The following is a 24,675-nucleotide window of genomic DNA, read 5'->3' on the forward strand; positions in this document are numbered from 1 at the left end:
ATTATTCCGGTATTACTTTAAAAAGTCTTCACGAGCAGGAGAGAACATGTCCAGTAAGATGCTGTCTTGTTCTAATGCGACAGCACCGTGCATAAGATGTTTACGAGCAATATAAGCGTCGCCAGCCTTAAGCACTTGTTTTTTGCCATCGACTTCAGCTTCAAAACTACCACTAATCACATAACCAATCTGATCGTGGATTTCGTGTGCATGCACATAACCAATGGCGCCTTTATCAAAATTCAAATGCACAGCCATTAGCTCGTCAGTGTAACCAACGATTTTACGCTTAATGCCATCGCCTAACTCTTCCCAAGGATGGTCATCAGCTTTAAAAAAAGGATTCATGTTACTTCTCCAACTGCTTTTAATGTGGTCTTCATTATACAAATAATAAACATTAAATACATATTGTAATACAATAAGATCTTACCAATGTGATCTAAATCGGTAATATATAAATAATACCATTTATATACATAGGCTTATGATAATAATTTTTTTCAAAAAACTTTAAGAGAATTAAAATAATAGCGTCTTTTAAGCGTAAATGTGACAAAAATCATTGTTAAGATATCAAATTGTATGACAATATTGTCATACAGATTTTGTATTCATTGAAGATTAGATATTTAGCCATAAGGTAAACACTATGACCACTACAACGCCCATTTTACTTACGCAGCCAGAAATAGCTGATTTACGTAAAGAGTTTGGACGCACAAGTTTGATGGGAAAAACAATCGACTCCCATATAAATGAGTTGCAAGATTTTATGCGTTTGCCAATAGATGTGCCTGGGCACGGTGAAGCAGGTGGTTATGAGCACAACCGTCACAAGCAAAACTACACCTTTATGAATTTAGCGGGGCGGTTGTTCTTAATTACTCAGCAGCAACAGTATGCAGACTTTGTCATCGCGCTATTAGAAGAATACGCAGACAAGTATTTAACCTTCGATTTTCATGTACAAAAAAATACCAATCCGACAGGGCGCCTATTTCACCAAATCTTGAATGAACATTGCTGGTTACTTTATACAAGCCTGGCTTATTCTTGTGTGGCCGAGGTGATGACCGATGCACAGCGTACTCGAATTGAAAGCCGACTCTTTGAACCTATGCTAGAGATGTTTACCGTTAAGTATGCTCATGATTTTGACCGTATCCATAATCACGGCATTTGGGCTGTTGCCGCGGTGGGTATTTGTGGTTTAGCTATCGGTAAACGTGAATACCTAGACATGGCTGTATATGGAATAGATCGAAATGACACTGGTGGTTTCCTTGCACAGATTTCGCAATTATTTGCCCCATCTGGATATTATATGGAAGGGCCTTATTATCATCGTTATGCCATTCGCCCGACGTGTTTATTTGCCGAAGTATTGCAACGCCATATGCCTGAAGTTGATATCTATAATTATAAAAGCAAAGTGATTGGTAATACCGTAAACGCGTTATTGTCTACTGCCTATCCGAATGGCCAGTTTCCAGCGTTGAATGATGCGTCACGTACTATGTCGATTACTGACATGGGCGTACAAGTGGCTGTAAGTGTATACAGCAAACACTATGGTGTAGATAACAATTTACTGGGCATGGCCAAAATTCAAGACAGAGTCTGGATGCATCCATGCGGATTAGTGTTGTCTCGTGCCCTTGAACATGCAGAAGAAAACGCGGTTATTGGCATGCCATTTTGGCCAAGTGTTGAATTAAATGAAGGCCCGGATGGTACTCATGGCGCACAAGGCTTTATCCGCATGCAGGATAAAAAAGGTGATGTCTCGCAACTGGTGATGAATTACGGCCAGCACGGTATGGGGCATGGAAACTTTGACACCTTAGGGATCAGTTTCTTTAACCGTGGTCAGGAAGTGTTACGCGAATACGGGTTTGCCCGCTGGGTCAACGTAGAGCCTAAATTTGGTGGCCGCTACCTTGATGAAAACAAATCTTATGCACGGCAAACGATTGCTCATAATGCCGTTACCGTCGATCAAAAGTGTCAAAATGATTTTAATGTATCACGCGCAGACAGCGTGCACGGCTTGCCGCACTTTTTTAGTGTAGGCAGTGATGTCATTAGTGGCATGAGCGCTTTTGCTAATCAACATTATGACGGCTTGTCGATGCAGCGTAGTGTGTTTATGCTGGCGTTAGATGAACTTGAATCATCACTATTAATTGATTTATACCGTTTAGCAGGTGAGGGTGAGCATCAATACGATTATTCACATCAGTATGAAGGTCAAATTATTCGTACTAACTTTGATTATCAAAGCCATCAAGAAGTGTCTACGTTAGGCGCTGACAATGGTTACCAACACCTTTGGAATTTAGCCAGTGGTAAGCCTACCAATACAGCCCTTGTGAGCTGGCTACAAAACAACACTTACTACACCTGGCTAGGCACGAGCAGCAATGACTCAAGTGAGGTTTTCTTTACTCGCACTGGCGCTAATGACCCCAGTTTCAATTTACGCAGCGAACCCGCTTTTATTTATCGCACAGCAGGCAAAACAACATTGTTAGCATCGGTACTTGAAACTCATGGTTATTTTAACGAAGAGTTTGAGCAGTCGGTCAGCGCTCGCGGTAACGTCAGTGATATTCATATAATAGGACATAACGACGTCGCCTCTGTTATTGAAATCACCACAGCGTCTTCAGTGGTGATCTTAATGGTTAGCAATCAACTTTCTGCCGATGCCAACACCGAACATCGCGTGAATTTAAATCAGAAAACCTATCAATGGACTGGCCCATACGCTGTTGAAATTACTGCCGTTAAGCAGGAGAAATAAACATGAGTTACCAACCGTTATTGTTAAATTTTGACGAAGCAACACAACTAAGACAGTCGCTCAATACCCAGACGTTATTAGGCAAAGCATTATCCCGTGATATCGCTCAAACTGACGATTATATGGCCACAGTGGGCATTGAAGTACCTGGTCACGGTGAAGGTGGCGGCTACGAGCATAATCGCCATAAACAAAACTACATTCATATGGATTTAGCTGGGCGGTTATTTTTAATCACCCAAGAAGATAAATACCGCAATTACATTGTTGATATGTTGAGCGCTTATGCCACTGTGTACCCAACATTGGAAAGCAATGTCAGCCGTGACAGTAATCCGCCGGGTAAGTTGTTTCATCAAACGTTAAATGAAAACATGTGGATGCTCTATGCCTCATGCGCGTATAGCTGTATTTATCACACTTTAGATGAATCTCAAAAACGCCATATTGAAGACAATCTGCTTAAACAAATGATTGATATGTTTGTGGTCACCTACGCCCATGACTTTGATATTATTCATAACCATGGTTTATGGGCTGTAGCTGCTGTGGGTATTTGTGGTTACGCGATAAACGATCAAGCATCAGTAGACAAAGCACTGTATGGCCTTAAATTAGACAAAGTCAGTGGCGGCTTTCTTGCGCAGCTAGACCAATTGTTTTCGCCAGACGGTTACTACATGGAAGGGCCGTACTATCACCGTTTCTCGTTACGTCCTATTTATCTATTTGCTGAAGCGATTGAACGTCGCCAACCTGAAATCGGTATTTACCAATTTAACGATTCGGTAATTAAAACCACGTCTTATGCCGTAATGTCGACCGCGTTTCCTGATGGCACATTGCCTGCGCTTAATGATTCATCTAAAACCATCAGTATTAATGATGAAGGTGTGATCATGGCCACCAGTGTGTGTTATCACCGCTATGAGCAAAACGATACCTTACTTAGCATGGCAAACCATCAACAAGATGTGTGGGTGCATATATCCGGATTAACCTTGTCTAACGCGGTTCATGATACCAAAGACATTAAACCCTTTAGCTGGGGCAGCTTGTTTGTAACCGATGGCCCAGAAGGTGAAAAGGGCGGCGTGGGCATTTTGCGTCATCGCGATGCAAAAAATGACGATACCATGGCACTGATTTGGTTTGGTCAACATGGTAGCGATCATCAATACCATTCTGCGCTCGACCATGGTCATTATGATGGTTTGCATTTAAGCGTGTTTAATCGTGGCCAGGAAGTATTACACGATTATGGTTTTGGTCGTTGGGTAAATATTGAACCTAAATTTGGTGGTCGTTACATTCCTGAAAACAAATCATATTGTAAGCAGACCGTTGCACATAACACGGTAACCGTTGATCAAAAAACTCAAAATAATTTTGATACCGCCCGAGCTGAATCTAAGTTTGGCCAAAAACACTTTTTTAAAGCAGACGATTCTGGTTTACAAGGTATGAGTGGTCGAATTGCTGATTACTACGATGGCACTGAAATGCAGCGCACGATTATTGTTGCTGACATCGCAGAGTTTGAGAAACCATTGGTTATCGATGTGTATCGCATTACGGCAGATCAACCGCATCAATACGATTTACCAGTGCATCATTCGGGGCAAATTATTCGTACTGACTTTGATTACCAAACAGAGGCAACGTTAAAGCCGCTTGGCTTCGATAACGGTTACCAGCATTTATGGAATGTTGCATCAGGAAGTGTCTCTGGCAGTAGTTTGGTTAGTTGGTTACATGGCAACAGCTATTACAGTTTAGTGTCGAGCGCCACACCAGACAGCAAAGTGATATTTGCACGCACAGGGGCAAACGATCCTGATTTTAACTTGCGCAGTGAGCCAGCCTTTATTTTGCGTCAATCAGGTCAAAATCATGTGTTTGCTTCTGTGTTAGAAACTCACGGTTACTTTAATGAATCGATTGAAGCCTCTGTGGGTGCACGCGGTTTAGTCAGCAAGGTTGAAGTGGTTGGCCATAACGACAATGCAACCGTGATTAACGTTAGCACCACGAGCGGTCATTGTTACACCATCGCGATTTCAAATCTCAGTGGTGATGCGCTAGAAGGTCAGCATACTGTTGAGTTTAATGGTCAAACTTATCAATGGCAGGGCGCTTTTGCCATATTATAATTGATACTGCCTTAGTGATGTGTCGATGATTTTCGTTTTATAGTGTGCCGCAATAAAAAGGTTGAACAATGATGTTCAACCTTTTTTATTTATTAAGCCATTTTTGATTGCTTAATGTTATTGCTTTAACAACAAACGGTAAAAACTGACTTGAGTATAATCTTCCGCTTCTACGCCATTGTTGTTGCATGCAGTGCCCCAAATAGGGTGTTCATTACCTTGATTGTAAGCACCCGCTTTGAAATACAGAGTGTCATTTGCAAAACCAACATCATTAGGGTGCCCAGGTAAACCTTTACTCAAATAAATTGTAAATGTTTTGGTCTCCGCAAAGCTTGTTCCCGGATGCTTAATGAATGTCAAAGCCATGATATTTTTTGATACATGGATATCATAACTAAATAGCTCGCCTAACTTTATCCCCTTTCTTGGTGCTGGGTCTTTAGATGTTAAATGGGTGTCACCCCATATTGGGTGGAGTACATCATAACGTTGTGACACATCTTTTGGTGTGACTTCGTAATTCCAAAAAAGTGAACCCGAGTCATGATTGGGTAACTTTCGGTAATAAATCATTAGTGGTTCTGTTTTTACACCATGAATTTGCCCAATAACAACAGAATGCGCTGGAAATTTATTGTTGTCGCCACTGGCACTGACCCAATCTACCGCAACCGTCGCAGATAACTGACCACCAATCGCACCATATTTAGCACTACGAGCATTAGCCGCTACGGTAAAATTATTACTTGGATCAGACGGAATGACATTGTCATTATTGGCTAACATTGCACGTAATTCTGAACGAGCATTTTTACTGTTTGCCGTTGTCGGTGCTGTATTAGGTGATTTCATTACCATCGCGCCAGTTTGTGGATCGGTATAGAACCAAAAATAATCAGTAAACGGTCTGGTTGCATCATTCAGTAGAGTTGCATTTATCTCCATAACATCACCTTTACGCGACGGTCGATGATCTGGAACAGGTAAATTAATTTTCCATTTCGATAAATCAAAGTTTTGACTGGGTGCTTTTTGCGGGCTGAGTGTAGCACTTAACGTGGCTTTATATTGTGCTCTCACTTTCTAAGTCAGCGGCAATAACGGCTGGTATCTGTGCTAAGCCAAAATAGTGAACGTTGTCAGTTTACCGAGTGTTGAAATTCTCATGCAGGATCTAATGTAAGGGGTTAAAGTATTAAAAATAAACTTATTAGTAATACAAATAAAGAGAGGTTAACCACGTAATTCACAAAAACAATGATTGGGATAACGATAAATATCCATTTCAATCTTAAAAACCACCCACAGAATTTATTAATTATTAAGACGGGTAATTCAAGGTGTTTGTAAATTAGTGATTATTTATAATAGTTTATTGGTTTGACATGCAAAATAAATGGATTTGTTTCATAGAATAGTACTGTCTTTTGCTTTTACTGTTGATCCTCAATGTAGTCACAGGAATTAAATTAGATCGCAGTCACTAAATTGAACTATTGTAGTACAAATTGAAGGTGCAAAAAATTATACTTGGTTGTAATAAAAACTACAGAAGGTACAAAAATGGAACTCAATACAATCATCGTCGGGATCTATTTTCTATTCCTAATCGCAATCGGTTGGATGTTTAGAACATTTACGACAAATACGAGTGACTACTTCCGCGGCGGTGGCAGCATGTTGTGGTGGATGGTCGGGGCCACTGCCTTTATGACACAATTTAGTGCATGGACATTTACCGGAGCAGCTGGTAAAGCCTACACAGATGGCTTTGCTGTGGCATTTTTATTTTTAGCCAATGCCTTTGGTTATTTAATGAATTATGTTTATTTTGCACCCAAGTTTCGTCAATTACGGGTTGTTACCGTGATTGAGGCCATTAGAATGCGTTTTGGTAACGCCAATGAGCAAGTTTTTACCTGGACCGGAATGCCTAACAGTGTGGTTTCTGCCGGCATATGGCTAAACGGTTTAGCCATAATTGCTTCAAGTATTTTTGGCTTTGACATGACCACCACCATTATTTTAACCGGTCTTGTGGTATTAGCCATGTCGGTAACTGGCGGGTCTTGGGCTGTTATCGCCTCTGACTTTATGCAAATGGTCATTATCATCGCTGTCACCTTTACCTGCGCAATAACAGCAATGGTATATGGCGGCGGACCCGTAAAAATTATCGAGAGTTTCCCTACTGATTCATTCATTACAGGTGGCGATTTAAATTACCTCAGTATCTTTACCCTATGGGCAGTATTTATCTTTATTAAACAGTTCAGCATTACCAATAATATGCTCAACTCATACCGTTATTTAGCGGCAAAAGACTCCAACAATGCCCGTAAAGCCGCGCTATTAGCGTGCGTTTTAATGACGATTGGCCCCATTATTTGGTTTATGCCAAGCTGGTTTATTGCGGGGCAAGGAATCGACTTAGCTGCTGCCTATCCTAATGCAGACGGTAAAGCGTCTGATTTTGCTTATCTCTATTTTGTTGAAAACTACATGCCTGTAGGTATGGTCGGTTTATTGATTGCGGCTATGTTTGCAGCCACCATGTCGTCAATGGATTCAGGCTTAAACCGTAACTCAGGTATATTTGTTAAAAACTTCTATGAACCCATTTTACGTCCTAACGCGACAGAAAAAGAGTTGGTCGCAGTCTCTAAGTTAACTTCAACAGCCTTTGGCATTGCCATTATCTTGGTGGCCTTGTTTATTAACTCGTTAGAAGGTTTGAGCTTGTTCGACACAATGATGTACGTGGGTGCACTGTTAAGTTTCCCGATGACTATTCCAGCGTTTTGCGGTTTCTTTATTAAGAAAACCCCTGACTGGGCAGCGTGGGGCACCTTAGTTGTCGGTGCGATGGTGTCGATTATGGTTGGGTTCGTGATGACCCCTGAAATGATTGAAACGGCATTTTCACTCGATAACAAACTTACGGCTCGAGAATCGGCTGATCTGATCGTTGCGATTGGGTTGATTAGTCACATTGTGTTAACCGGTGGGTTTTTTGTCATGTCGACACTATTTTATAAACCACTGACAGATGAGAGGCAACGTAACGTTGATGCATTTTTTGACAACCTCGCCACACCTTTAGTCTCTGAAGGTGACGCGCAGAAAAAATTGGATAATAAACAACGTAAAATGTTGGGAACATTAATTGCGTCAGTGGGCATCGCGATCATGGCAATGTTTGCTTTACCTAATCCATTTTGGGGCCGAATGACATTTGTATTGTGCGGCGTCATTGTATTGGCTGTCGGCTTATTATTAGTTAAAGCGGTTGATGACAACATTGAAGCTAAAGCAGTTTGATGCTTATGAATAACAATAAGGTGCGTAACATGACAGTATTTAAACGACTCCCATTGGCAGCATGTATTCTAGCAATATTTAGCTCCCCCCTAATGGCAAGTGATTTTGTTTTTTTAGATCCACAAACGTTAACGTCAAATCGAACATTGTTGCACTCAGTCGATGCCACCGCATCAATGAAGCGCAGTTATCAATTACTGCTTGAAGAAGCTGATATCGCAATAAAGTCGGGCCCGTTTAGCGTAACCGAGAAGGGCATGATACCGCCAAGTGGCGATAAGCATGACTATATGAGCATCAGTCCTTATTGGTGGCCGGATAACAATAACGCTGATGTTTTACCTTGGATTCGCCATGATGGAAAAACCAATCCGGCTTCAAAAACAGATGAAACAGATTCAACACGGATTGGCAATTTTACTCGCAGTGTTAGAGCTATTTCTTTAGCGTATTTCTTTAGTCAAGATGAGAAATATGCACAGCAGGGTATTCACTACATTCGGACTTGGTTTATCAATGAATCAACTAAAATGAACCCCAATGTAAAATTTGGCCAAGGCGTGCCTGGCGTTGCTGATGGCCGTCGTAGCGGGATTATTGATACCAGAACTCTCGTTGAACGCTTGCTTGATGCGATTGCAATCTTATCAACGTCTTCTCAATGGACAGCCGCAGACGAGTTAGCCATTAATCAATGGTACAGTGAGTACCTTGATTGGATGATAACAGATGATCTCAGTGGCGGCCCTAAAGGCGAAGCATATTCAGAAAACAACCACGGAACTTGGTATGACTATCAATTAGCGGGTATTTCGTACTTTTTGGGTAACATGCCATTAGCTAAGCAAATGGTACAAAAAGGCAAAATGCGTGTTGATAGCCAATTTGAAGCGGATGGCTCACAACCTCATGAAATTGAAAGAACTCGAGCTTATCATTACCATTATTTTAGCCTAGATCCTTTAGTGGGTATTGCACAGTTGGGCGACAAGCTAGGGATTGATTTATGGCAGTACCAAAATCAAAAAGGTGGTTCATTAATAAAAGGCATTGAATTTATGTCTCGTTATCATGATCCTGCCGTAAAATGGCCTTATAGCCAAAAAGATAAACGTAGGCGTGTGGAACGCATGACGCCACTTTACCTTAAAGCTGGAATGGCGCTCGATAAACCTGAGTGGATAACATTAGCTAGTGCAACTGATTTTAGTGAGTTTAATGTAAAACACGATTTATCAGAAGTGTGGGCGCAACGTGACATTGAGTTATTATATTTAAAGCAGTAGCTTACGGTAATCTGTCCATAGTCATATTGAGTCGGTTGGGTTAATGTTTCATACACTACAGTGTTAAAACATTAACCCTTTTTTATTGGCGTGCTACTGATTTTATCCATAATTAAATAGGGTATTGATGACATCATCTAGTTGACCGTTAACATCAGTGAACATTCTGATTAGGCTTTTAGTTACTATCAGAATTACCATCGTAAATAAGTTTGTATAGCAATAATTTAGCAATAACACTTGGCTGTAACAGCGCCTTTAGTGAATCATTTAACCTTCTACTAAAGTCTTCCCAATAGAGAGCCTTCTGTCGCAAAATGTGCTGACAGGCGACATAACAAGCCGTCTTAGGTATTTATTATTGCCGCGTAAAGTCAGTACATCAAAGCAAAATGTTTAGTGACCAAGCTCAATACCTGTCAGTTAAGTTGTATTCTTTTTTTGGATATAGCGTTAATGAATTTCCAACATCCTAAACTCATATAAAAAACCGCCATTAACGAATTAATGGCGGTTTTGTTATTACAACTATCGGGGGTAATACTTAACGTTATGTTAATTAATAAGTTATCACTTAAAACTTTATTTCTTCAACTGAGTATTTTAAGTTGTAAAAATGCGCTTCACTTTGACCTTTTTCAAACTGGTTATACACACCGGCTTTAAAATAACTGCGCATGTGTGTCCAATAATCGAGATTATGGTCGACAACGTTGTCGCCATTAAAATCAATTTGCAGTCTTCTGTCGCCGACAGTAATGTCAAAGTGTACGGGATTGACCGGATCGTGCTCACCGAGGTCATAGCGAATATATGCTTTTTTACACACTTGTTTTTCACGGTTGCCCATTTCTTTTGAGCAATTTACTGCGTTGCTTTTAACGATGGCCCAGTAATGATTGGTTATACCACGACGTTCACCTTCCCAAACAATACGAACAAGTGGATGAGGGATATAACCTGCACCATGTTTACCGTCGTCATGGGTGCCTTTGTTGTGTACCTGTAAAAAGGTCATCTCGTCACGTTCAGGATCGCTATTTTTAATGGCGTTCATAGGGTCGATTAACATCAAGTCTGCACTTAACTTGTATATTTTATCTGGATTGTCAGTTTTAAAATTTTCAAGAATACGCAGCTCATTTCTCAGCTTGTAGCCTTCCATTTTAAACACTAATGCTTCAGAACCTTTATCAACGTAAAAGTTTTCATCCATGACGCCAGCAAAATTACTGTTGGTAGCCACTTCATTTTTGCTGCCTTCTTTGGCGTTAGGCGTTGAGATTTGTAACTTAGAGGCACTTAAAATTGAATCGAATTTGGCATAATCTGCTGGCATACCTTGCTGGCCGTTACTTGGCATTACCTTGATAGGTTCGTAAGTGCTCATGCAGCCGGTTAGCAATACACCAGACACCACTAACATGGTTGTCGATAATTGTAGAGTCATAATGATTCCTTTATGCCAAGAGTCTAAATGGTGATATTCAAACGAGGCAGGTTGTCTTGTTGTGTTAATTATATTTTTATAAAGATAAACAACAGCCTACACTGACGATTTTTATCGGTGCAGGCTGCTGTTATTGTTTAGAAGCGGTATTTATAACCAACTTCGATGGCATTATCATGTTTACCGTACCAGTCGTAACCGCCATTTTTCTCTATTGTGTGGCTGGCTTTTCTCAGTGCCTGTTTAAGTTTAAATTTACCGTAAAAAGCATGTTCGCGAGCTTGTGGCATACGGTATTCAGCACTAAATTCATGTTCCCAAGCGGTTTGCTTGTTGTTGTCATAAATATGCTGTTCAACACCAGAGCTATTAAGATTTGAAGACAACTTTTGCAATAAGATGGCATCCCACACAAAAGTAAATGCATCCCAACGATACGTTAACCAAAAGTCATAACGCATTTCTTTATTGATGTCGTCTCTATCGCCTTCACCAATTTTAATTCGGTCAAGGTTGGTTGAGAAGCGTGCACGCACTTTGGTACTCAGGTTTTTACTTATTTTATAGCCATAGTAAACACCCGCACGAATGTTTTTAGAATCTTCTTTTAATTGGTAATCAAGCACCGGACCAGCCTGATGTCTTTTATTACCCCAGGTCCATTTGTAGTCACTTTTGAAGTTCATTTCGTATTGTGTTGGCGCGTAACCCTCATCTACTTCTTTTTCGCTACGGTCATATACCCACACTTGCTCAATACCTAATTGCAAACCATTGCGCATACGGTGTGCAAATTCGACTTTGGGTTTGTCGGTACGACCGTCTAATAACTTATGTTCCCATTTAACCGCTATCGTACTTGAACCTGGTCTCACATCATCAGAATCATCTGCTACAGCATTAAACGCGAGTAACCCCAAAACACCAGCACCCACAGCAATATATTTATTCATATTTTTATCCCAATTTTGTCTAAAACGCCTCTTTGCAAACTCAATACTTTTGAGTGACAAAGAGGAGTTAACTGAATGTGTTTAGTTGAAAGTGTTACCAGGGAACTGGTTTGTGCTTTCGCTTTCTAAGCGAGCAAAGATGGCGGCATCTCTAGCGCCACTGGTTCCGACACTGTTGACAATTTCAAAGGTATAACCGCTAAAGGTGTTGTTACTGACCGTGACATTACAGGTGTTTTCATTGTCAGCATTTTTAATGGCGCCACTGCTTGAGTCACCAATCTTAATTGCACTGGTTTCTTTAGAGGCTGCACCAGCAATTGAGAATTGGTTAGCGTCGATTAACGTGCCCATTCTGCCTTTTGAAGAGCTGCATGTCAGTTTGACTAAATCGTTTTGCAGACCAGAGTCTTGAGTTAAGAAACTGCTATTGGTTAGGTTCATAAACCCATATGAGCGGATCCAAGAGCCTTTGTTAGCGATTTGGTCCTGAGAAGTGATGTTGGTAGTATTAAATACCAGGTTTGTTAATACTATTGGCGCAGCATCCTCGCCGACTTTTTGAATGTTTATGACGGCTTCTTTGGCATCTTCTGTGCTGCCACATAATGCGATAGCGTCGTTTGCAAATGTAATGTTAGCTATTTCGCTACCTGCAGCGCCATCTAATACATCAATACAGGTGCTACCTGTAATGGTTGCACCGTCTTGACCAACAAGCTTGATGGCTTTATCGAGAGTGATAACACCTGATGAATAATCGTAAGCATCACCGGCACCTAATGTGATGGTTGCGCCAGCTTCAGCTGCAACAATAGCCGCATTAACTTCTGCGACTGTTAGAGGCAATACAGGGGCTTCTGTTACTGTACTTTCAAGGATATTGTCTGATTCAGTGGTGTCACCAAAGACATCATAAAGTGCAGTTGAGTTCTCTTCTAATACGCTGATTAATGAACCAAAGTTGGTGAATGTGTTGCCTGTAAATGTGGTCGCACAGTTTTTGTTTTCTTGGCCCAGGTTACCTGGTACACCAATGGTGGCCGCTTTAGTCATGCCTGAGGCACTCATTTCAGCCAGTGCAAAGGTATTGCTTGAGAAAATTGAACCGCGTGGATCGGTGTTGCTCCCTCCGCGCGCTGCTGAACTGCCACAGTTTAAGTATAAAATGTTTTGTGCATCAGCAGATTTATTAACAAACGTGCTGTTTGAAATATCAACCAAGCCGCGAGAATACACCCATGCATCGCTTGAACCTGTAGGTTCAACAAATGCAGCGCCATCAAAATTAAGCTTATCTAAGGTAACACCCAGTTTATCTTTACCGACTTTACCGATGTTGATAATGGAGTTCGATGCACTACCTGAAGTATCACCACATATATCGACTGTGATGTCTTTAAATGAAATATTAGATATCTCGGTACCAACAGCTGCATCCAACACATCAATACATGAAGTACCTGTGATTAATGCGCCATCTTCACCGACTAATTTAATCGCTTTATCGATGGTGATGGTGCCTGCTGAGAAATCGAATTCATCTCCAGCACCCAATGTAATCGTGCTACCTGCGGTTGCCGCTAATATTGCTGCATTCAGTTCTGCAATATTCTTAGGGTTGCTGACGCCGGTATCAGGTGGCGTTGTAGTATCATCAATATCATTAATTAAGGTATTTTCAGTTTGAACCGTGTCACCAAATACATCATATAATGCAGTTGATGCATCATTAGTCTCACTGATTAAATATGTAAAGTTCTCGAAGGTATTATCGGTAAATGTGGTAGCACAGTTTTTATTATCTTGGCCTAAATTACTTGGTACACCAATGGTGGCCGCTTTCACTACACTTGCTGAATTTAATGCCGCCAAAGAGAATGTATTCCCCGTAAATGTTGAGCCTCTTGGATCATCATTACTGCCACCACGAGAGGTAGAACTTCCGCAGTTTAAATATAAAATACTTTGCGCATTTTCTGATTTGTTTGTAAAAGTACTGTCAGATAGATCCACTAAACCACGTGAATAAACCCAGGCGTCACTTGAACCTGTTGGTTCTGTAAATGAGCTGCCGTCAAAGGTTAAGTTATCAAGCAACACTGCGGTTTTGCCTTTGCCAACTTTACCAATGTTGATGATAGAGTTAGACGTGCTTTCGCCACTACCACATGCATCCATGGTGATGTTTTTAAATGCAATATTTGAGATCCGCAGTTGGTTTCCATCATTCAACGATTCAACGGCTTCGCTGGGAATGTCGATACATACTGCCCCTGTAAACTCAGCTTGATCTGTAATGGTGTCAGCGTCAGCAACAATAATGTTGCCCTGGGTATCAGCAGAGAGCAGGGTAATCGCTTTATTTAATACGATAGTGCCGGGATTTGAAAAGTCGCCTGCTGTGCTAAGGCCTATAAAATCACCTATTTGTGCGCTGTCGATTGCCGCAAGTAATTCTGCGGTGGTAGACACAAATGTATTGGCAACTTCTGGCGTTGGCTCTGGAGTTGGTTCAGTTGTAGATTCGGTACTTTTCGGTGCATCATAAAAATCGCAGCCTGTGAGTGCGCCAGCAGATAATGCAATGCATATTAGGCTAGCAAGTGTACTTTTTTTCATAGTGACATCTCTCTTTTAATAGCCCCATTTCAGGGGCTAAACTTTATAATATGGTCATCAAAAATGATCGGTTATGGCTGAATGCGGTAGGGTGCACCGGTGTCGTTAACCGTAAGAACGGTTAAGCCTCGGGCGCCACCTGAATAATTGGTGGCTTCGAGTAATCCATTTGATCCACGAACCAGTTCAGGTTTTACGTCGGTAATAATCCCTGGCGTTTTAGGCAAGGTTGTTTCAGCTACTTCGCCGTAATACAGTTCATTTTCGTAGGTTGGATTAACTAAAGGCGCGTTACCGTCATCACCTTTAACGGCTAAGGTTTTCTTTTGCTCAGCGAATGAAAGATTGTTACGGAAAGTAATATCAGTACCTGCATAAACTGTTGATACTTTTGAGTTATCGTATTGGCTTACACTGTGTACTTTTGATGAGTACAATATATTTTGACGAGAATCGATAATCGAATTATTTTCAACTAATACTTTGTATGGCGTGGCTTGTTTATTAAGGCCTTTGCCTTTAACACCGCCACCGAGTTTTTCACCCTTTTTAACGTCAGTAATACCTGTGTTCACCGCAATACCACCACGAACATTTCCTGTACCCATGACACGTTCAATGTAATTGTTACGAATGACATGACCTTCATCATAAAAACGAATACCACCGGTATAACGTTTGGCATTACCAATAATCACATTATTTTCAACGGTATTATTTTTTCCGTGGCGTAATGAAATCATTGATGCTGAGTCAACAATGGTGTTGCCCCTGAGGACGTTTTCGCCAGATTTAAAGGTGATCAATTCTGTCTCACCATCGCATTGAAGGAATAGATTGCCTTCTACGAGTGTGTTTGAAGGGTAGATAGAACTTTTTGAGTCGCCAACACGAATGGCTTCCCAACTGTTTGAGTTGTAACGTTCTGCGGCTTTGAAATCGAATTCGTAGTGTTGGTTACTTTTTTGATTAAAAAATAAATTGCCTTTAATGACATGGTTGTCAGGTGTTTTATCACCTTTGGCTTTTTGCACACCAATCAGTGTGCCACGTTTGTGTTTACCTTCAAACGTGTTGTTAATAAGTTGGTTATTCTTGCCGTATAAAGAAACCCAAAGATATTTAGGGTATTCGTCACGGTCGCCCATAGGCTCATATTCATAACCGTCATTAAAGAAGAAGAAAGTACTGTTAGTCACAAGGTTGTCGTTACCACGAAATACAATGCCGCCCATTCGCTCAGCGGGGCCGCCTTCGGTAAAGACCACACCATCTAGTGTAATGTTATTGCCACGTAAGTTTATTTGCACAGAACCGGTAAACCATGTTTTTCCGGGTTCAGTGGCCTTAATGGTAACGTTGTTTGCAGTAATATCTACTTTACCCAGATTGGCAAATTTGCCAGGTGCGATGTCTAATGTGTCACCGTCTTTTAAGTTGAGCAGTTGGTTTTTTAATGCTTGAGCATCAGCAGTCGTCAGCGTATTACTGCTAACAAGTGGTTTAGAGTTGGTTTCTAATGCTGCGGTATTAACAATTGGATTGTTAGGTACCTCATTTGACGTATCAGTCGAAACACAACCACCTAACAAGCTTAAGGCGATTGCTCCTGCTAATAATGTCTTTTTCATGCTTTACCCCTATTTGTATTATAATAATCTCTAAAAGCATTCTCTCTTTTTGTATAATATATTTCTGTGATGGGAAACAAACTTTTACGTAATTGATCTCAAATATACACTAAAAGATAACATTATTTACATAACCCACTAGTAAACATGGCTTTAGGCGCTCTATGAATATAAATTTACTCCATCTGCAACCCTATTTTTTCAATATTTTGACTATTGTCACAGAGATTGTGGTTTGACGAAAAATGGTTTTGCCTTATGGTATTGTAATACTAATAAGGGGCGTTTTATGAATGGGATTAAAGGAAAGCTGTTAACCGTTTCAACGATATTGGTATTGTCTGCATGCGGTGGATCTAGTTCAGATAAACAAGAACTGGATACGGGGATACCTATTAATGGAGACAATAACACTGTTGATAATTGCGGCGACTGTGATTGGAATATAAATCAATGGAAGTTAACTTTGCCAATAAGCAGAGATGATTACTATGGTTCGGGGGGGAGTGGTGCTGCCGAACTGATACCTGCAGATTGTAGTGGTAAAGAAACCCTGACTAATGACACGTCATTGACATATTACTGGCGTGAAACCGCACCAGATTTATTGTATTTTAAAGTTAATTTAGATGAAGTTGGCGCGACAACAGCGAATTCGAGTTATGTTCGATCTGAGTTACGTGAATTGTTCCATTTTGATACTGAAGATCGTTGTAATTCCAGTCATCAAAATTGGCCCATCACTGGCGAGCACAAATTGACATCAACCCTGCAAATTGATCAATATCCTATTATCACGGGAGTCAGTCCTAAAGTGGTGCTAGGCCAAGTCCATGGTTATGATATTAAACAGGCTTTAGTGAAGCTATTATGGGAAGGTGATGACAAACCGGTAAGAGTCATATTGAATGACTCATTTGCAGATGACAATCAAACTTGTACCGATTGCCAGCCTTTTAGTATTGATTTAGGTTTTGCAAAAGCATACCAACCTTGGCAGTACACTATTAGCGTCAACTTAAAAGGCATCGAATTACAAACAACTGTTAACGGTGTAGAGACCATTAAAACGCTCAAATGGGGTGAACCTGTTTTAGCTAATGACGGTCATTATTATACGTTGTCAAAAAATTGGTTAAATGAGACCTATTATTTTAAAGCTGGAATATATCCACAAATCAATGTTAACACTGCATACAGTAACCAGGTATTTGAAGTCGGCTTTAGTCAAATAATGGTAACGCACCCTTAATATACCGGACAATGTACGAGTCATACGCTGCACCATTGTCCTAGTTTTTCTAAAGCAGACATTATTGGCTCATTTTGTACAGCTGCCCAAAACGCATTTTATTGTGTGGTTGCAGCTTTTTTTGCTGTGCTAAAAACAGCTCCGCAGTAGATACCGCATCGGCCAATGCATTATGGCTATTGTATTCGGGTAAGTTGTAACGTTCACGAGTACTGGCGAGTGTCAGGTCTATGTCTGGATTATTGACAGACATTGCCATGTGTTTCTCAATACTTAAGGTATCAATCCACAGCAATGGCAATACTGCTAATTGAAAATTGCGTTCCATGTATTTTTGTAGAAATTGTGCTTCAACAATGCAACCGTGGGCAACAAGGATTTTGCCTTTCGAGGCATTAAACAGGGCTTTAATGGCATCGTGAATCGATTCACCTTCATTGAGCATTTGTGGGGTAATGTGATTGATGACTGCGGTAACAGGCTTAATTTGCGACTTTGAATTAATGTAGTGATGTTTACATGATGCCAGATCAATTTGTGAGTGAATAATCTCTACCCAACCAATGGATAGAATGAGGTCATTATCAACATTTAGCCCAGTTGTTTCAAAATCGAGTACTAAATAATCAAACGACTCAGCGGTATCGTTAAGGGCTGGGACCGTTTGAAGTAAATTGTCGTGAATAAAGTCGGGAACATTTTTATTAGATAAAAACTGTTCGCGTTCACGCATTATTCGCATTAAGGGATGGAAATAATGAATAAGTGATTTCATTAACGGCTCCCAAACCTGACTTTTGCCGCTTCTTGTAAGTCGGCGATAATTCTAAAAGCATCTTTTAAATGTTTGCGTTCAAAGCTACCGAAATGATCTGGGTTGATGTTGTTATTAGGTTCTTCACCTTGTTTTAATGCCACTAATTGATGGTTAAACCGAAACGATAAAATAAATTTATACGCACCCAATATATTTTTGAATGAATCATCGCTGAGTACACCTTTTTCATTGGCGGCTTTAAAGCGTTCATCCGTTGCCGATGAGTCACATTCAACGGCGAGACCATAGATACGGGCGAGGTCAATAATTAAGTTTATGGCGTATTTTTTAACGTCGAGCGTTTTCTTGTTTTCACCTGATTTTTCTAGCACGAGTTTATTAAAAATACCTAATGGCGGATTCGTGTTTACCGCATCCTTAACTAAACTGCTTAAAAATTCGCGGTTATTTTTAATATTGCTGTGGAGTTCGCTGCGTAACTCTGTTTCGTAATCAGCATTGCCATAAATGGTGCGGATTTCAAGAAAAACACTGATATTGAGTAAGCATTCATATTCAGGATTAGCGACCCATTTTTTATAATATGCTTTCCAGATAGATAAAGATTGGCACCATTTGGGTGTCGATGCCATATAGTTGCCTGAACACAGTGAGTAATGACAACTGGCTAAGCCATGAGTGACAAGATTGGCCAAATGTTTAAAGTAGATCTTGTCATTGTCGGTAGCATTGTCGGCTAAGACTATCGCGTTGTCTTGGTCTGAAAGCATATGCACTTCATTTCGTGCATGTGAGCCGGCTACTATCCATGAGAATTCACAAGGTGGTGGGCCTAACTTGTCGATAGCAATTTGAATTAACCGACGATTATAAGCGTCCATAATCATGGTCATCACTTTACCAATGGTTTCTGGGGCGACTTTACCTTCAACCAGGGCTTCAAATATTGCCTGACGTTCAGGCGTAAAGCTGGCTAATACCGTAGTGCTTCCGGCATATTTGATCTTATCAATTAAGAATATTGCCTGCATACGGTGATTTTGTACCAGATGGCTAGTGGTTAATAAGCCGATGACTTTATTATCTTTTACAACAGGTAAGTTACGAATATTATACTGCATCATTAATGATGCAGCATGCAGCACTAAATCGTCTGGTTTGATGATGTGTGGCGATAACGTCATCACATCTTCAATCGGGCGCTCAACAGATACGCCATCTGCAATTACGCGCTTGGTCATATCGCGGTCAGTAATTAAACCGACAATCTGACTGTCTTTATAAATGACGGCACATGAGGTTCGCAGTACGTTACGCATTTCATGAGCCACTTTTTTAATACTCATGTCCGCAGTAACAATAGCAATGCGTCCTGTGGCAATATCACCAACCCGACGTAAAAATAACCCTTTCTCTTTGTTAGACCACACAACATCTAAAGCTGACTTTAATCGAACCTGTGCTTGTGAGGCAAAATGTTCTGCAACATGTGGAGAATGTTTAAATAAGGTTTGCAGTGCAGAATGAGGAATTAAGTAGAGCAGGGTATTTTCAATTGCGGTAGCGTAATAACCTTCGTTATCGTTGACATTCGAATTTAGAAAAGTAAAGCCGAACAGATCTTCAGGTCCTAATCTCGCTCTAAGTACACCATCAGTTTTGCGTTGTTCCATTGAACCCGTGCGAACGATATAGAGTGATTTTTCTTTGTCATCATCATTGAGGTCGACTTTTTCGCCTTTGCCCAAGTAGCTTATTTTAACATGAGCGCATAATTCTCTTAATTCGGCTTTATCAATTTTGTCGAAAGGATCGATCTGACTGATAAAAGTCATGATATTCGGCAGTAAAGATTGTGGCATGATAAAGACCTCTAGCGCTTTATTATTTTAATATAGATACAACTGCCATGATAAAAGCTGATACAAGCATCAGTAAATATCACCGTTTTAGTGTTTTTTGAAAGAGTATTGGCTCGCTGTGTATGACCTAAATCGTGATGAGGTCTAGTTTTTCATTAGGCTATGTGATTTGGTATTCCACTCAATAACACACATCGATTGATTGATGATCGATGTGCATTCTTGATTCAGTATGCATTGTTGATTCAGTGATACAGCCGTTCAATACGAAATGAATTAAACAGGGTATTTGTCTTTAACCGTTAATAAATGAGCCGCTGATGCAGCGCGAGCTTTGTCACTGTTACCCGCCATAATGGCACTGTATATTTTTCTGTGCTCTTCAATACAGGTGCTGCCATCTTCAGAGGTATGGTGGATAAAGTTTGCAAACATGGTCGTTAAAATATTGCCAAATGGCAGGTAAAATACGTTACCCGTAGCATTAAAGATTAAGCTGTGAAATTGTGTGTCAACGTTGGTCCATTGTGCTTGGTCAAATACATCAGCTTTAGCGATATCGCACATTTTGTCGAATATTTCTGACAGCTTCATACGTTGTTCAATGGTGGCATGGCGAGCTGCAAGGGCGCACGCTTCTGGCTCTATTGCACTGCGTAAACCCAAGAATTGCGAACAGAATTCGTCATTATCAGAAATACCATCCATCCATTCAAGTAATTGAGAATCAAGAAAGTTCCAATATGCTCGTTCAACCACTTTGGTACCTACTTTCGGTCTCGACTTTAATAAGCCTTTTGACGTTAGTAGTTTAATTGCTTCTCGCAGTGCGGTTCGACTAACACCAAATTGTTCGCAGAGATCTAATTCGCTTGGAATAATTGAATTTTGCGCGAGTTCTCCAGACAATATCTTTCTCGCTATTTCGCGAGCGACTTGTACATGCAAACTGCGCTTTGAGCCAGCAATTGAATCAAAATCACCGATCATATTCATCTCTACTTATTGAAATATACTATTTAAGTACAACTATACACCTAAAAAATCACTATACAAACGAGCAATCTTTTTAAATGTGACATATATGCTTTTGTTTAATTTAACCATATGAAATAGTGATGCAGTACGGATCTGAGTTATCGCTATTACAAGCCTTTATAGCCAAAAGTCAAGGCTGGGTAGAGGTTTAAGCAAACACCAAATTGATGAGTAAATCATTAAGGCTCACGTTTATTGATGTGTTTCTTAGTGACTACTGTTTTAATTTCATCTAAATTTGATCATAAAATAAAAAAAGATCTGTTAATTTATGTTGATTAGCTTAATGTAATTGTATTACTTAATGCTTAGCATTGTTAGCCATCTGTTGTTGACTAACTTAAGTGTCAATCACAGTGGCAGATTATAGTCAGTTCATCAATACTGGAATAATGTTTTAGGGTGGTCAATGTGATTGATAAACAACATGATTTATTTAACATATTTTGTTAGAGGACGTACTGTGTTTTTATCAACGGCATCTCATGCCTACATCAAACGTAATATCTCTTTAGGCTGGCCATTAGCATTAAATGCGCTGTTAATGCAGTCAATGTTGATGATTGATACCTTATTAGTCAGTCCTTTAGGCGAAGTATCATTAGCGGCAATGGGGATTGCCACGACTATTGTGTCATTTATTTTGGGTATTCAAATGGCGCTGGCCAATGGGACTCAACTGGTGATGAGCCGGGCTGTAGGCTCGGGAAGCCAGACCAAACTGGCTAATGCATATTGGTCTGGGATGTTGATTAACTTATTTGTGGCTATCATTTTTTGGCTATTACTTTCATGGTTAGATCAAGATTTGATTCATTGGCTAACTGACAATAACACCTTATATGTTGAAATTGGTGCGTACCTTGATTATGCAAAATACTTAGTCTTATTTACTGCCATTACGCAAGTTATAACGGCAATGTTTAACGCGCTAGGCCACAGTAAAATTCCGTTTAAGAGCTATTTGATTGAGTTACCCATTAATGCCTTCGCATCATATTTTTTAATCCATGGCGTGAGTGATTGGCAGGGCTTGGGGGTTGTTGGCGCAGCAATAGGCAGTGTCATCGCAATAAGCTTAAGAATGATATTTTTAACCGTCTGTTTAAAGTACCAGCAAGAGTTGGATTTGTCTTTTAGCAGCAAGAAGGCATTATTTTTAAACAATATTAAATTGCATTTCGTTGAGATTTTTCCTGTAGCTGCCAATGTCACCATGTTGTCTATTGGGGCTACAATTTACCAACTATTGTATTCGCAGCTCTCTATCAATGCTTATGCCGCCATTACCGTATTAATGCCCTGGATAAGAGGGGGTACTCAATTTATCACCTCATGGGCGCACGCATCCGCTATTACAATTAGCCAAGCGATTGGGTCAGCAAAACTAGAAAACTTAACCGCAGATGTTGATATAAGTATCAAGATGGCGGTCGTCTTGTCGGTATTGTCTTGCGGCTTATTTTTTGGATTAAGTTTTGTAATTGGTGATATTTATCCAGGGTTAAACCCTGATACCTACTTAGCGTTAGCATCTATAGCCCCTTTATACATACTGTTGCCGTTTATCCGTGGATACAATACGGTGCATGGTCATATATTGCGTGCGTTGGGTAAGACGACGGCGGTATTTAAAATCAATTTTACCGGTCAATGGTTAATCTCAATTCCGCTGTGTGCGCTATTAATTTTGTATTTTGACGCATCCATTTTTTGGGCTTTCGCCGTGATGCCATTTGAAGAAGCAGTGAAAGCTTTTCCCTTTAGATACCTGGCAAGAAAAACCTTAACAGAATTTGACCATAACCAAGCACAAAGGCTGATATAGGCAATTTCGTTGGAGTTAAGCAGGTAAAATAGGACGCTGTGATTTCAATAGCAAGGTTTTTAAATCTGAATTATAATGCCCGACTTTTGCTCAATTTTGCTTACGCTTTAATCAATAAAAACACCGCGTAATATCTGAGGAATACCTTTAATTGAAAACATCTCTCTTCCTTATCTCCGCGGGATTTATGCTGTTAAGCGGTTGCCAAACAGCAACTGTCACCAAAGTAGAAGCACAAAAAAGCGATAATAAATCTAAAAAGTCGACTGAATATAACATCCCCAAATCTTTGGTTCGTCGACAATATAAAGAGTCTGGTGATGTATGGGAACGTATTCGCTTTTCAATGGATATGCCCATACCTGATCAGTACTTAGTCAATCGATATCGCCAATGGTACATTGATAATCCAAAGCACTTAGAGCGAATTTCGCAGCGCGCTCGGCCTTTCTTATATTTAATCGTGCAAGAGTTTGAACACCGTGATTTGCCGATTGAACTGGCATTATTACCCATCGTTGAAAGCTCTTTTAATCCTTTAGCGTATTCAAGTGCAGATGCTTCAGGTTTGTGGCAATTTACCTCGCCGATGGCAAGTCACTTTGGTTTAGACATGAACTGGTGGTACGACGGGCGCAAAGATGTGCCTGCCGCAACCACTGCAGCGCTAGATATGTTGGAATATTTGTATAAAAAAACCGATAACTGGTTGTATGCACTCGCGGCGTATAATGCAGGTGAAGGCCGGTTGAGAGAAGCCATAAGATATAATGAGGCAAGGGGACTTGATACTGACTTTTGGTCATTAAAATTACCCACTGAAACCAGACAATATGTGCCGCAACTCTTAGCCATTGCCGATGTGGTTAAAAATGCTGAAAGCTACGGCATAAGCCTCAACTCAATTCCTAATAAACCCTTGGTAGAAGTGATTGATGTTGGCAGTCAAATTGATTTAGCCGTCGCGGCTAAGTTGGCTAAAATACCCGTGACACGATTACAGAAATTAAATCCCGGTTTCAACCGTTGGGCAACATCACCACAAGGGCCGCATCAATTGGTGGTGCCGGTGAGTAAAGCGCATAAGTTTAAGCAGGCGTTAGCCAATACCGATGTTAATGAACGGGTGAAATGGTACAAATATCAAATCCAAAACGGTGACAATATTACGGTTATCGCACAACGTCATCAAACCAGTGTTGATAAAATTAAAGCCATGAATGACATTAATGGCGATATTATTGTTGCCGGAAAATTTTTATACATGCCACACACGGCATCGCAAGTCATTTTAGATGTTGAATTAGCCGCATCGAAATCAGCGGCAAAAAAAATACATCAAAAACAGACCGACAATACGCCAGCACAATCGCTGTTAACCTCAGTATCATCTAGTACAGCTCTCCAAGCGGGGCACACGGTTCAATACGGCGATACCTTATGGAGTATTGCAAGAGTTTATAAAGTGAGTGTAGAGCAAATTATCAGTTGGAATAACATGACAGATAGAGACAAGCTCACAGTAGGTAAAACCCTCAAATTTTATCATCCGGTAAACCATAACAACCAGCAAATGCGCCTGTAATTAAAGTGACAATCTAAGTCGCGAATGACTATCGTGACTTGGGTTGATTATTGCTGAGTTCACAGTTTTGGCATTTTTACAGCATGTTTAACTGAAAACTCCCT

The 24,675-nt window shown here is 40.4% G+C and carries 16 protein-coding genes; 7 read left to right on the forward strand and 9 right to left on the reverse strand.

From position 1 onward, the window contains the following. Nucleotides 1–12 precede the first annotated feature (12 nt). Nucleotides 13–348: a cupin domain-containing protein gene (locus AC19MV_RS18985; protein ID WP_188952726.1), complete on the reverse strand. Its 336-nt coding sequence runs from the start codon at nucleotides 346–348 to the stop codon at nucleotides 13–15. A 304-nt stretch (nucleotides 349–652) separates the two neighbouring features. Here AC19MV_RS18985 and AC19MV_RS18990 point away from each other — a divergent pair, with 304 nt between their 5' ends. After that, complete coding sequence (locus AC19MV_RS18990; protein WP_498309510.1) at nucleotides 653–2,809, forward strand: heparinase II/III domain-containing protein; 2,157 nt, start codon at nucleotides 653–655, stop codon at nucleotides 2,807–2,809. 2 nt (nucleotides 2,810–2,811) lie between these two features. Beyond that, on the forward strand, nucleotides 2,812–4,962 hold the full coding sequence (locus AC19MV_RS18995; RefSeq protein WP_498309512.1) for a heparinase II/III domain-containing protein: 2,151 nt from the start codon (nucleotides 2,812–2,814) through the stop codon (nucleotides 4,960–4,962). 117 nt (nucleotides 4,963–5,079) lie between these two features. Here the strand turns inward: AC19MV_RS18995 and AC19MV_RS19000 are convergent, their stop codons facing one another. Continuing rightward, nucleotides 5,080–6,045 (reverse strand): polysaccharide lyase family 7 protein, encoded by a 966-nt coding sequence (locus AC19MV_RS19000; RefSeq protein ID WP_498309514.1) that lies wholly within the window; start codon nucleotides 6,043–6,045, stop codon nucleotides 5,080–5,082. A 543-nt stretch (nucleotides 6,046–6,588) separates the two neighbouring features. On the opposite strand from AC19MV_RS19000, the gene AC19MV_RS19005 reads away from it, so the two are divergent. Together AC19MV_RS19005 and AC19MV_RS19010 are read left to right on the forward strand one after the other, a co-directional pair. Next, nucleotides 6,589–8,286, forward strand: a complete 1,698-nt coding sequence (locus AC19MV_RS19005; RefSeq protein ID WP_498309580.1) for a sodium:solute symporter family transporter — start codon at nucleotides 6,589–6,591, stop codon at nucleotides 8,284–8,286. Between the two features lie 29 nt (nucleotides 8,287–8,315). Next, nucleotides 8,316–9,572 carry an alginate lyase family protein gene (locus tag AC19MV_RS19010; RefSeq protein WP_498309515.1) on the forward strand — a complete coding sequence of 419 codons (1,257 nt, stop codon included), beginning with the start codon at nucleotides 8,316–8,318 and terminating at the stop codon, nucleotides 9,570–9,572. Between the two features lie 574 nt (nucleotides 9,573–10,146). On the opposite strand, the gene AC19MV_RS19015 is transcribed toward AC19MV_RS19010, so the two are convergent. The 4 genes from AC19MV_RS19015 to AC19MV_RS19030 all read right to left on the reverse strand — a co-directional run bounded on the left by AC19MV_RS19015 (nucleotide 10,147) and on the right by AC19MV_RS19030 (nucleotide 16,228). After that, on the reverse strand, nucleotides 10,147–11,022 hold the full coding sequence (locus AC19MV_RS19015) for a polysaccharide lyase family 7 protein (RefSeq protein ID WP_498309517.1): 876 nt from the start codon (nucleotides 11,020–11,022) through the stop codon (nucleotides 10,147–10,149). A gap of 137 nt (nucleotides 11,023–11,159) precedes the next feature. Then, nucleotides 11,160–11,975: a hypothetical protein gene (locus AC19MV_RS19020; protein WP_498309518.1), complete on the reverse strand. Its 816-nt coding sequence runs from the start codon at nucleotides 11,973–11,975 to the stop codon at nucleotides 11,160–11,162. 81 nt (nucleotides 11,976–12,056) lie between these two features. After that, nucleotides 12,057–14,597: a polysaccharide lyase domain-containing protein gene (locus tag AC19MV_RS19025; RefSeq protein WP_498309520.1), complete on the reverse strand. Its 2,541-nt coding sequence runs from the start codon at nucleotides 14,595–14,597 to the stop codon at nucleotides 12,057–12,059. Nucleotides 14,598–14,668: 71 nt separating this feature from the next. After that, a complete protein-coding gene (locus tag AC19MV_RS19030; protein ID WP_498309521.1) occupies nucleotides 14,669–16,228 on the reverse strand; it encodes a polysaccharide lyase 6 family protein in 1,560 nt (519 codons plus the stop codon). A gap of 289 nt (nucleotides 16,229–16,517) precedes the next feature. Here AC19MV_RS19030 and AC19MV_RS19035 point away from each other — a divergent pair, with 289 nt between their 5' ends. After that, a complete protein-coding gene (locus AC19MV_RS19035; protein WP_498309523.1) occupies nucleotides 16,518–17,480 on the forward strand; it encodes a polysaccharide lyase family 7 protein in 963 nt (320 codons plus the stop codon). Nucleotides 17,481–17,541: 61 nt separating this feature from the next. Here the strand turns inward: AC19MV_RS19035 and AC19MV_RS19040 are convergent, their stop codons facing one another. The 3 genes from AC19MV_RS19040 to AC19MV_RS19050 all read right to left on the reverse strand — a co-directional run bounded on the left by AC19MV_RS19040 (nucleotide 17,542) and on the right by AC19MV_RS19050 (nucleotide 21,116). Next, nucleotides 17,542–18,255: a 3'-5' exonuclease gene (locus tag AC19MV_RS19040; protein WP_498309525.1), complete on the reverse strand. Its 714-nt coding sequence runs from the start codon at nucleotides 18,253–18,255 to the stop codon at nucleotides 17,542–17,544. After that, nucleotides 18,255–20,120, reverse strand: a complete 1,866-nt coding sequence (locus AC19MV_RS19045) for a putative nucleotidyltransferase substrate binding domain-containing protein (protein ID WP_498309527.1) — start codon at nucleotides 20,118–20,120, stop codon at nucleotides 18,255–18,257. The genes AC19MV_RS19040 and AC19MV_RS19045 overlap by 1 nt, the downstream gene beginning before the upstream one ends. Before the next feature lie 276 nt (nucleotides 20,121–20,396). Then, nucleotides 20,397–21,116 (reverse strand): FadR/GntR family transcriptional regulator, encoded by a 720-nt coding sequence (locus AC19MV_RS19050; protein ID WP_498309529.1) that lies wholly within the window; start codon nucleotides 21,114–21,116, stop codon nucleotides 20,397–20,399. A gap of 505 nt (nucleotides 21,117–21,621) precedes the next feature. Between AC19MV_RS19050 and AC19MV_RS19055 the strand changes: the two genes are divergently transcribed. Beyond that, complete coding sequence (locus AC19MV_RS19055) at nucleotides 21,622–22,986, forward strand: MATE family efflux transporter (protein ID WP_498309531.1); 1,365 nt, start codon at nucleotides 21,622–21,624, stop codon at nucleotides 22,984–22,986. A 151-nt stretch (nucleotides 22,987–23,137) separates the two neighbouring features. Continuing rightward, complete coding sequence (locus AC19MV_RS19060) at nucleotides 23,138–24,571, forward strand: LysM peptidoglycan-binding domain-containing protein (protein WP_498309533.1); 1,434 nt, start codon at nucleotides 23,138–23,140, stop codon at nucleotides 24,569–24,571. Nucleotides 24,572–24,675: the final 104 nt, after the last annotated feature.

The sequence above is a fragment of the Shewanella sp. MF05913 genome, assembly GCF_059758095.1.